Source organism: Nitrosococcus oceani ATCC 19707 (assembly GCF_000012805.1).
Classification (GTDB): domain Bacteria; phylum Pseudomonadota; class Gammaproteobacteria; order Nitrosococcales; family Nitrosococcaceae; genus Nitrosococcus; species Nitrosococcus oceani.
In genome coordinates, this window is sequence record NC_007484.1 from 986,296 (window position 1) to 997,500 (window position 11,205).

8 protein-coding genes are annotated in these 11,205 nt (G+C 48.2%); 5 read left to right on the plus strand and 3 right to left on the minus strand.

Annotation, left to right across the window (positions count from 1 at the left end):
• Positions 1-2 precede the first annotated feature (2 nt).
• Positions 3-2,252, minus strand: coding sequence for a 1,4-alpha-glucan branching protein GlgB (gene glgB, locus NOC_RS04920; protein WP_011330510.1), 2,250 nt, complete (start codon positions 2,250-2,252; stop codon positions 3-5).
• A 103-nt stretch (positions 2,253-2,355) separates the two neighbouring features.
• Here glgB and glgC point away from each other — a divergent pair, with 103 nt between their 5' ends.
• The 4 genes from glgC (at position 2,356) to gcvPA (ending at position 7,168) form a co-directional block, all read left to right on the plus strand.
• Positions 2,356-3,627: a glucose-1-phosphate adenylyltransferase gene (gene glgC / locus NOC_RS04925; protein ID WP_002809109.1), complete on the plus strand. Its 1,272-nt coding sequence runs from the start codon at positions 2,356-2,358 to the stop codon at positions 3,625-3,627.
• Positions 3,628-3,904: 277 nt separating this feature from the next.
• Entirely contained in the window at positions 3,905-5,362 is a 1,458-nt protein-coding gene (gene malQ / locus NOC_RS04930; RefSeq protein ID WP_002809653.1) for a 4-alpha-glucanotransferase, read from the plus strand.
• A gap of 31 nt (positions 5,363-5,393) precedes the next feature.
• The gene (gcvH, locus tag NOC_RS04935; RefSeq protein WP_002811469.1) at positions 5,394-5,786 is read left to right on the plus strand and encodes a glycine cleavage system protein GcvH; all 393 of its coding nucleotides are present in this window, start codon (positions 5,394-5,396) and stop codon (positions 5,784-5,786) included.
• A gap of 23 nt (positions 5,787-5,809) precedes the next feature.
• Positions 5,810-7,168, plus strand: coding sequence for an aminomethyl-transferring glycine dehydrogenase subunit GcvPA (gene gcvPA / locus NOC_RS04940; RefSeq protein ID WP_002809013.1), 1,359 nt, complete (start codon positions 5,810-5,812; stop codon positions 7,166-7,168).
• On the opposite strand, the gene NOC_RS04945 is transcribed toward gcvPA, so the two are convergent.
• Positions 7,132-8,262 (minus strand): anhydro-N-acetylmuramic acid kinase, encoded by a 1,131-nt coding sequence (locus NOC_RS04945; RefSeq protein WP_002810387.1) that lies wholly within the window; start codon positions 8,260-8,262, stop codon positions 7,132-7,134. The two genes, gcvPA and NOC_RS04945, sit on opposite strands and share 37 nt — an antisense overlap.
• Positions 8,263-8,274: 12 nt before the next feature.
• Positions 8,275-9,714, minus strand: a complete 1,440-nt coding sequence (locus tag NOC_RS04950; RefSeq protein ID WP_002809843.1) for a peptidoglycan DD-metalloendopeptidase family protein — start codon at positions 9,712-9,714, stop codon at positions 8,275-8,277.
• Between the two features lie 1,299 nt (positions 9,715-11,013).
• On the opposite strand from NOC_RS04950, the gene NOC_RS17295 reads away from it, so the two are divergent.
• Entirely contained in the window at positions 11,014-11,181 is a 168-nt protein-coding gene (locus tag NOC_RS17295; RefSeq protein ID WP_002808820.1) for a hypothetical protein, read from the plus strand.
• Positions 11,182-11,205 lie beyond the last annotated feature (24 nt).

Here is an 11,205-nt window from a genome sequence, read left to right on the forward strand (position 1 = left end):
CTTTATTTTCCGGGGCTAAGAGGCGCAGTAGCGGGCATTTTGCTTGCCGGTGTTTTTAATCGCAGCACGATTCCCGCTAACGGAGGCACCGTAATATTGATGGAATAGGGCCGTCCCATCCAGGTAATGCTATCGGTCTGGATGGTTTGGCTGTTGCCCATATTACTGCCACCATAGTAAGTAGAATCTGAGTTGAAGCACTCTAAATAAACCCCGGATTTCGGAACCCCGAGGCGGTAATTAGTACGAGGTACTGGGGTAAAATTTAATACCACGATCACAAAATCTCCATCCTTTAGGCGCAGGTAGCTTAACACCGATTGGGCGGAGTCATGGCAGTCGATCCACTCAAAGCCTTCTTTGGCGAAATCATAGTAATTAAGGGCAGGGAGGCTGCGGTAGAGGTGATTAAGATCCTTGATAGCTGCTTGTACACCTTGGTGAACAGGATAGTTCAGTAAATACCAATCTAGAGATCGGGATTCGTTCCATTCTTCTCCCTGCCCGAATTCGCAGCCCATGAACAACAGTTTTTTACCGGGATAGGTAAACATCATAGTATAGAGCAGGCGGAGATTGGCAAATCGCTGCCATTCATCTCCAGGCATTTTGTAGAGTAGGGATTGCTTACCGTGGACCACTTCGTCATGGGATAAAGGGAGCATGAAATTTTCGTTAAAGGCATACAGTAGCCCAAAGGTAAGAGCGTCGTGATGGTAATGGCGGTATATAGGATCTTTGCTCATGTAAGAGAGGGTGTCATTCATCCAGCCCATATTCCACTTCATGGAGAAGCCCAGACCTCCAACATAGATTGGATGGGAAACCATAGGCCAAGAGGTGGATTCTTCTGCAATGACCAGAACTCCTGGATGCTGTGCGTGAAGCACCTTATTCAGTTCCCGTAGAAAGTCGATGGCTTCAAGATTCTCTCGGCCTCCATATTTGTTGGGTATCCAATCTCCTTCTTGGCGAGAATAATCTAGATATAACATCGAGGCTACCGCATCTACCCGTAGGCCGTCGATATGGAATTCTTCGAGCCAATAGAGGGCAGAAGAAAGCAGAAAATTTCTTACTTCATGGCGGCCATAATTAAAAATAAGCGTTCCCCAGTCCCGATGTTCCCCTAAGCGGGGATCTTCGTGCTCGTATAGGGCGCTGCCATCAAATTGGGCTAACCCATGAGCGTCTTTAGGAAAATGTCCCGGCACCCAATCCATAAGTACGCCAATGCCATGGAGGTGACAATGATCTACAAAGTAGCGGAATTCATCAGGTGAGCCAAAGCGGCTCGTGGGTGCGAAGTAGCCGGTTGTTTGGTAGCCCCAGGAAGCGTCCAAGGGGTGCTCGGTAACCGGCAGAAGCTCAATGTGGGTAAAGCCTGTTTTTAGGACATAATCCACAAGTTGTCGGGCCAGTTGGCGATAGTTAAGGAAAGCACCATTTTCCCCCCGTTGCCAAGATCCTAGGTGGACCTCATAGACTGAAATTGGCTGATGTAACCAATCAAACTGTTTGCGTTGCTCCATCCACTTCCTATCTTGCCATAGGTAGTTGGTTTTTGCTGCTACAATAGAGGCTGTGTGGGGGCGCTGTTCGAATCGTTGCCCGTAAGGATCGGATTTGAGATGAATTGACCCACGGTTGCGGTTACGGAGTTCATATTTATAGAGAGTCCCCGGCTTCAAACCAGGGATGAATAGCTCCCAGACTCCGGTCAAACCTCGAAGTTGCATGGGGTGACAGCGGCCATCCCAGCGGTTGAAATCTCCCACTATGCTTACTCGCTCAGCCTCGGGCGCCCATGTGGCAAATAAAACGCCACTGGTTCCATCTACGATTACGGGGTGGGAGCCGAGAATACGGTAGACGTGCCAGTGTTTTCCTTCTCCAAAAAGATGAAGATCGTAGTCGGAAAGCTGCGGGGGGAAACAGTAGGGATCGTACTCATAGTGGGTAAATCCCATCTTGTCCTCCCATAAAACCTGATAGGGCAGGGGGAGAGCTTTGGCCTTTCCATGCCATTCGAATAAATTTATTGCCGAGGATCGCGCCATCTCCTGAGGAGGTTCAGTTCCAATCCATGCCTGGATCGCGTGGGGGAGATAGGCCCGCACAACGATGCCTTTTTGATAGGGGTGAGGTCCTAGCACTCTAAACGGGTCTGAATAGCAAGCGTTTACGAGTTTCTCCATTGCTTCTGAAAATTCCGCAGCCATGGGTTGCGGGGAATACTGAGAATTGGTCATGATGCACTTATATTTTGAGGGTTATACGCTATACTATATTTTAAAAGGTAGACGATAAAGGTTTGAGGGATAAGGAAGGACGCCCCGCTAAGGTTTTTAACTAATGACAAAAAATTATAGCGCACGTTTTGTTAGCCGTCTTACCCGTGATACTTTGGCGCTAATTCTCGCTGGAGGGCGAGGTTCTCGGTTAAAGAATTTAACAGCATGGCGAGCTAAGCCTGCGGTACCTATCGGAGGTAAATTCCGCATTATCGATTTTCCTCTTTCTAACTGTGTTAACTCCGGCGTCCGCCGTATTTGCGTATTAACGCAATATAAAGCCCATTCGCTGGTTCGTCATATTCAGCAAGGCTGGGGATTCATGCGGGGCTATCTGGGCGAGTTTGTGGAATTGATGCCGGCCTCACAGCGGATTGAAGACTCCTGGTATGCGGGCACTGCTGATGCAGTGTATCAGAATCTCGATATTGTCCGCTCCCATAACCCGGAATATGTACTCATTCTGGCAGGCGATCATGTCTACAAGATGGATTATGGAGATATGCTAGCTTACCATGTGGAGCGCGAAGCCGATATGACCGTTGGTTGTATCCATGTTCCGCTCAAGGAAGCCAAGGCCTTTGGCGTTATGAGTGTAGACGAGAATTTTCGAGTGACGGAGTTTACGGAGAAGCCAGAGCACCCTCAACCCTCGCCAGGGCGATCTGACGAAACCTTGGCTTCTATGGGTATTTACGTTTTTAATGCCGCTTTTCTTTATGAACAACTGATTAAAAACGCGGATGCCTTTAATTCTTCTCATGACTTTGGTAAGGATATTATTCCATCCATCCTACGTAGCCATTATCGAGTAATTGCTTTCCCTTTCAGTGATGTCCAAGGGGGGGATCCTGGCTATTGGCGCGATGTGGGGACGGTGGATGCCTTTTGGAACGCTAATCTTGAGTTGATCGGAGTCAGTCCGGAATTGAACCTTTATGATGAGGATTGGCCGATATGGACCTACCAAGCTCAGCTTCCTCCCGCAAAATTTATTTTTGATAACGAAGATAGACGGGGAATGGCTGTGGATTCTATGGTTTCGGGGGGATGCATCATCGCTGGTGCATGGATAGGTCATTCATTGTTATTCTCCAATGTATGGGTGCAATCTCATACAGAGGTGGCTAGCAGTGTAATATTGCCGGATGTGAAGATAGGTAAGCATTGCCATATTAGGAAGGCGATCTTGGATAAGGGATGTAACGTACCTGATGGTACGGTGATTGGTGAAGATCTGGAAGAGGATAAAAGACGTTTCTACGTTACGGAGGAAGGGGTGGTCTTAGTAACCCCGGAGATGCTGGGTCAAAAATACCGCTATATCCGTTGACGGTTGATAAAGGACTGTTTATCCTGCATTACTAGTTTTGATGCCAGAATCTAGGAAAGGCATTTTATTGCTAGTGTTCTCTACTTACAAATCCTCAAGCTGACGGCATGCGAACAGCGTTGTCCACTTCGATGGGCGCTCGTGGTTTGCAGGCAGAAATGGGAACTAATCTAGTGCAAGTTGATAATTAATAGCCTTTTTTCTTCTCCATGGGTAGGGGTTTTCTTGCTTTCCACCACCATGAAAATCATAGATACGGGGAATTCCTGTTGAGGGGATGGGGAGGGTGAAAGATAGGCCATTTCGACGGCGGCGCGGGGGAATTCTACTTCATGTCACATCTTTGCCGGGCAGCAATTTAGGCATAGACGCCTACCGTTTTGTGGACTTTCTAGCGGAGGCAGGTATTACTGTTTGGCAAATTCTTCCACTGGGGCCCACCCACGAGGATTTATCCCCCTATCAATGCCTCTCGGTTCATGCTGGTAATCCAAAATTGATCTCTTTGCAATTCCTGGCTGAGGAGCCTTGGTTTGGTGTCTGTGACATTGATTTGAGCGACTGCGGGGTCGCGCTATGGCAAGGTTATCGCCGTTTTACTCTCTATGCTAGCCAGGCGATACGGGCTGAATTTGCTGCTTTTTGTCGTGAGCAAGCTTTTTGGCTAGAGGATTATGTTTTATTTCAAGCCTTGCGGGAGACTCAGGATAATGCTCCTTGGTTTGAATGGCCTCAAAAGTTGCGCGGACATGTGTTCAAGGAACTTGGAGCAGTGGGGCAGGAGCTAGAGACCTTGATGGATCGTAACCGCTTTGAGCAATTTATTTTCTTTCGGCAATGGTCAAGGCTCAAAAATTATGCTAATGGACATGGGGTATTAATCTTCGGTGATATGCCTATTTTTGTTGCTCACGATAGTGCTGATGTTTGGGCTCGACCGGAATATTTCACCGTGGATAGAGGGGGCCGGTTAACGGCAATGGCGGGAGTGCCTCCCGATTATTTTTCGGCAACTGGCCAGTGCTGGGGCAACCCTCTGTACCAATGGGATCGCCTCGAGGACGATGGGTTTAGTTGGTGGTTAGAGCGGGTGCGCACCCAGTTAAAGTTGTGCGATATTATCCGTATCGACCATTTTCGCGGCCTTGAGTCCTACTGGGAGATCCCAGCTGGTAGCAAAACAGCGGTTAAGGGGCGTTGGGTAAAAGCGCCTGGCGAAGCCTTGTTTCGTGCCCTGGAAGATTCTTATGGATCTTTGCCATTGGTGGCTGAAGATTTGGGGGTTATTACTCCGGCGGTGGACGCATTACGGGATCAGTTTCATTTACCTGGAATGAAAGTTTTACAATTTGCTTTTGAGGGCGGACCGGACAATCCTTATCTTCCTGAAAATCATTTGGAAAACTGCGTAGTGTATACAGGTACTCATGATAACGATACTATCTTGGGCTGGTTCAACAGTCTCTCTGAAGATAAGCGCCACCATGTTTATGAATGCCTAGGATTTCCAACTGAGCCTATGCCATGGGCGTTGATTGAATGTGCCTTCCAGTCAGTAGCTAAGCATGCAGTGGTGCCAATGCAAGATCTTTTGGAGTTGGGCAGCGAGGGACGCATGAATTTACCTGGAATGATCGAGAATAATAATTGGCGCTGGCATTTTAACTGGCCACAGGTAAAACCGGATCTAGCAGCACGCATACGATATTTGGTTAGCCATTATGGCCGACTATAAACAATGTGATAAGTGAAATTAGGAGAGAGTTATGAGCGAAATTCCCGCAGAATTAAAATATACCAAGACTCATGAGTGGGTTCGGCAAGCAGGGCAGGGTGACTTGACGGTAGGTATTACAGATCAGGCCCAGGAGATGCTAGGCGATATAGTTTACATTGAACTACCTGAAGTCGGTACTACCGTTCGTGCCAGTGTGGAGTGCATGGTTATTGAATCGGTAAAAGCGGCATCCGATGTGTATGCCCCGGTGGAAGGAGAGATTATTGAAGTGAATACTTCACTTACGGATCAGCCGGAGCTTATTAACCAGAAATCTTATGATGATGGGTGGTTGTTTCGGTTGCGCCCAAATAATACCGCGGACTTGGACCGGCTGCTCGATGCCAAGGGTTATGCCGATATGATTGCTGCCGAGGGTTAGTGCCGTATTAGGAGATCCATGTCATGCCATTTATTCCCCATACTGATGAAGATATACGCGCTATGCTGGCAACTGCAGGAGTGCCTGATATTGAGACTCTCTTCGACGAAATTCCTGCCGATTTGAGAACTACCGACTTTGATGCTGTCCCTCCAGGATTGAATGAAATGGAGGTGAGCCGACTATTGCAAGAACGAGCGGCACAGAACCGTCCAACGGTTTGTTTTGCCGGTGGGGGGGCTTATCAGCATCATATTCCAGCAGCGGTTTGGGAAATTACCTCACGGGGCGAATATTATAGTGCTTATACGCCTTATCAGGCGGAGGCGAGTCAAGGTACGCTCCAAGTCATTTATGAATATCAAAGCATGATGACGGCGCTGACGGGTATGGAGGTAAGCAATGCTTCTATCTATGATGGCGCTTCTGCCCTGGGCGAGGCCGTGCTCATGGCGGTCCGCCTGAGCCGCAGGGGGAAATCCTCCTGCGTACTCCTGCCTGCAACGGTCCATCCTGCCTACCGCCAGGTGGTGGCTACGCTAGTGGGAGATCAGGGGATTTCCCTGCAGGAGATTTCTTATGATTTCGGTAGCGGTGTTGTAGAGCCGGAAACTTTGGAATCTATCCAAAAGGATTTTGCAGCTTTAGTAATCCCCCAACCTAACTATTTTGGCTGTTTGGAAGAAGTCGATACCCTAACCAATTGGGCTCATGAGCGGGGGGCGCTCGTCATTGGCGTCGTTAATCCTACTTCACTGGCTTTATTGAAACCACCCGGTGAATGGGGTGAGGCGGGTGCTGATATTGTCTGCGGCGAGGGCCAGCCTTTAGGAATACCTCTTGCTAGCGGTGGACCCTATTTTGGATTTATGGCTTGTAAGCAGGCTCACGTTCGTCAGTTACCGGGGCGGATTGTCGGCCGGACCGTAGACTTAGAGAGTAAGCCAGGGTATACCCTCACGTTACAGGCTCGAGAGCAGCATATTCGCCGCTCTAAAGCCACCTCGAATATTTGTACCAATCAGGGTTTGATGGTGACGGCGGCTACTTTATATATGGCATTGCTAGGTCCCCAAGGGTTAGCCCAAGTTGCCACTGCTTGTCACGCTAATACCATGGCTTTAGTCAAGCGGCTAACGGCGCTCCCCGGAGTGGAGCAGGTGTTTGAAAAACCTTTTTTCCATGAAGCGGTGCTACGCTTCCCTGTCCCAGCTTCGCGGGTGTTATCTGTCTTAGGGCAAGGAGGAGTTTTAGCCGGAGTAAAGTTAGAGCAAGCTTATCCAGAGTTAAACGATACTCTCTTGGTATGCGCTACTGAACTCCGGAATGAGGAAGATATTGAGTTCTATGTCCGGGAACTAACCGCTGCATTAGCGGGATAAATGGCGCCAAGAATAACCGGATGCCTAGCCCCGGTCACTTCAGGTAAATTCCCTGGGTGACCTTCTAAGGTTTGCTTAGCCAGCCAGGCAAAGGTGCAGGCTTCCACCCACTGGGGAGGGATTCCATAGGCTGTGGTTGTGGTGACTCGGCAGAATGCTAACTGTTTCCGCAACCCCTCCATTAGGGTCTCATTATTAGCGCCTCCCCCGCAAATCAGGAGTTCTTCTGTGTGGGGGCTAGAGCTTTGGATCGCAAGCTTTACGCTAGCTATAGTAAGAGCACATAAAGTTGCTTGGACATCTGGGGGAGAGAGCTTTATTCCCGTTTTGCTAAGTATATGATCCAGCCAGACTAGATTGAAGTACTCCCGGCCTGTGCTTTTGGGGGGAGGAAGGGAGAAATAGGGATCGGTCAGTAGGTAGCGTAATAGCGTTTTATTGACTCGCCCCGAGGCTGCCCAGCGTCCCTCTCGGTCTATGGATTGGTTTAAATGACGACTTATCCAACCATCCATGAGGGTATTACCTGGGCCTGTGTCAAATCCCCATATTGGTGTTCTGTGGTCGGCAGGCAAAAAACTAATATTTGCTATACCACCAATATTTAGCACTGCCCGGTGATAATGGGGGGATCTTAAAAAAGCAGCATGAAAAGCGGGGGCTAGAGGGGCCCCTTGTCCCCCTGCTGCAAGATCGCGGCGGCGGAAGTCGGCTATTGTGGTGATACCTGTTATTTCCGCGATAGTGTTAGGATCAGCCAGCTGTAAAGTAAAAGGGTCTGGACCACGAGCCCAATGATAGATGGTTTGCCCATGGCTCCCTATGGCCTGGACTTCAGTAACGGAGCATTTTGCCTTGGCTAATAGTTCAAGAGCAGTTTCTGCGAAAAGGCGCCCAAGGCGAATGTCTAAAGCGCCTAACTCTCCTAGGGAAGTTGTGCTGCGTTCAATGACAGCAAATAGCTGCTGCCGCAGCGCTAGCGATATAGGAATGCTATGGGTGGCTAAAATACGAAGCGGTTCTAATTCTACTAGGGCGGCGTCGACGGCGTCCATGCTGGTGCCGGATAGCAAACCAATATAACGTTGGGCCATGTTATCTTTAATCTAGTTTGGTTGACGCTTGCCTGACTGGTTTAGGACGATAGCGATATCGGCGGCATCCAATTGCGCCTCTAGTTTGGCCGCGTGTTTTTGGAAATCCTGCCTGAGTTGGCGGGGAATAGGCGCGGCTTGGGGTAATTTTACCGTGAGTGGGTTGCGGTGGACCCCGTTGACTAAAAACTCGTAATGCAAATGAGGACCCGTAGCAAGACCTGTCTGGCCTACGTAGCCAATGGTTGCCCCCTGCTTGACCTTGCTTCCCGCCTTTAGCCCGCTTTTGAAACGAGATAGATGACCGTAGAGAGTGCTGTACTTAGCGCCATGCTGTAGCACGATGGCTTTGCCGTACCCTCCTTTGCGGCCCACGAATTGAACTTTGCCGTCACCAGCGGCTTTGACTGGAGTTCCAATGGGAGCAGCGTAATCGACTCCTTTATGGGCACGAATTCGGTTGAGAACAGGATGTTTACGCCGGAGGTTGAAATGAGAGCTAATACGTGCGTAATTAACGGGTGTACGTAAAAATGCCTTACGCATACTTAACCCCGCAGGAGTATAGTAGCCAGTGTGGCCGCTGGCATCAGCGTAACGAATGGCCTGGAAGGTTTTGCCATGATTGGTGAATTCAGCAGCAAGAATAGGTCCGTTTTGCAATTTTTTATTTTGAAAATAATGTTCTTCGAAGAGCACTTTAAAACTGTCTCCAGGTCTTAGATCCAGTGCAAAATCGATGTCCCAACCAAAAATTTGAGTTAACTCTATGACTTGTTTATTGGTAAGACCGGCTTGAAGTCCATCTTCGGAAAGAGAGCTTTTAATGGATCCCGCGATGGTTTCAATGCGAGTTTCAATATTTCGGCTAATCCGTTTAGCTTCGAATTTATCCTCTTCAGCCAGGACTTCGAGGTACTCAATAGGGCTAAAATTAAGGCGTAAGGCTATTAATCGTCGGCTACCGTTATCTCCTTCAAGTTTTATTTGTAGCAATTGGCCTGGGCGCAGGCGTGCTAGGGAGTGTACAGGATTTCCTAGGGACATTACCTCATGGACTTGGCGAGCGCTTAAGCCTAATCGGGAAAAAATATGGGAGAGATTATCCCCTTTCTTAATGGTAATGTTCTGCCAAGTAGGCGGCTTTGGCGTAGCTATTTGGGGTTTTTGGACGGCGGCTGTTGGTTCTTCGACAGTCAGAAGAGGGGGCGGCGGCTGGTGCGAGGCTATAGTGGCTAAGGTAAGATGGTCGATTTGAGCTAGTGGGCCAGTTGGATATGCTGATAGTTCCCGGCCGTAGAGAGTAAGGCCAATCCCCGCACCCAAAATGCTAATGCAACCTAAGGCAATCATCCAGGGCACATGCTTTTTTCTAGGCCAATATTTCTTATACCAAGAGGCTTTTCTCTTCCTGGTTTTATGGATGTAGTAGCGGTAGTCTTTGTTAATCATTATCTTAGATCCTGTCAGCATACACCCGTTGTTAAGGTTTTCTAGTATCAACCGTAATCCGCTGGCGGCATTAGGTCAATGGTAGCTAGGATTCGGCTCTAGTTTAGGTTAGAAAAACAATATCCTATTATATATATCTAAGAGCTTATTCATGATCCTGGATATATCCAAGAATGGAGAAGTAAGAAAGTAAAGAGTAGTGTTCTAGATCTGGATATTTCCAGTGTATGCCAGCACACCGAATTCATATCGATTAACCAAAGATTCCAATAGGAAATAATGCATTTGGTGGGTTTTGGAAAAACAAATTTTTTGTGTGTCAATCGCTTAGCGTAGGTACGTAAGGCGAGATGTCTTCTTCCTGCTCTTCAGGTACTTTTTGCCCGCTTTACTTCTCTCCCTGCCAGACGGTGCTGAATTTAACAAAGTGTGTTGTATTTTTGAATGGAAGGCGGAGGGAGAGGGAGGCGCGAGTGGAAGCTTTGTGTCGGTTTAGCTGCGGCGTGATGGTCTTCGCCCCAAAACCATGGGTTTTGGGGCGGCGCAAGCTTGGATAAAGGGCGTTAAAGCAACCTATGCAGGATTAAGTGCGTCTGATTGATTGCACTGCACATTTCTGTGTTCATGCGAGCGACATGAGTAGCATTGTGCAAGATTAGTATTGTAAAAAGAAGCGCGTAGGTATGCCTAGAGAAGTAATATACGAAAGAGCTTGTTATCTTACCCGGCTTCGTTATCTGATCAAAGATTCCTTGTTCAAGGAACTTGATAAACCAAGCATGATTGTCATGGATAATGCAAGCCATCGGATGCTGCCACTGCCAACATACTTTCCTGGCTTCAATCCTACTGAGCAATTCTTTCGCCCTCTTGTGAAAAATTATTTGGAATTACTATAATGAGACCTCAGCATACTTCAGCAAGTCAAGGTATTTTTTAGTAAAATTCGGCACGCAAAAATCTTTCTTAACACAGATCGAACACTTCACCTCTACTGCTGAGCCAGGTCATCCCATTCTTCACAGCCTTGATGATACTGAGGCTCTGGCCTGCTCAGAGATTGAGAGCGGTTAGTATCCTCGATCTTTGTTCCTAAAATGGGCTGCCCCAGCTATGTCGACGCTGTTTCGAGGCTTACTACTCGGACCAGGGTATATTGCATATCCGATGTGCAGCTAGAGCTCAATGCTTATACCGAGGATTGTTATTACGCAAGTTTTGCCGTCTTAAGCTTGGCGGCGAAATTCCCGAGGCATCCACTTTGGGGCGGTTTAAAACCTGGTTGGTCAAGCACGGTTTGTGGGATCAATTCTATTAGGCGAGATCAATCGTCAGCTCGAAGCCAAAAATATCCTCATGAGTGAGGATCACATTAATATCATCGATGCGACACTAATAGAAGCCGCGCAATCGAGTTTAGGTAAAAGCAAAGATGGCAAACCAACGCGTGACCCTGAAGCGGGTTAGCACGCTAAGAACGGCAATTGAGGT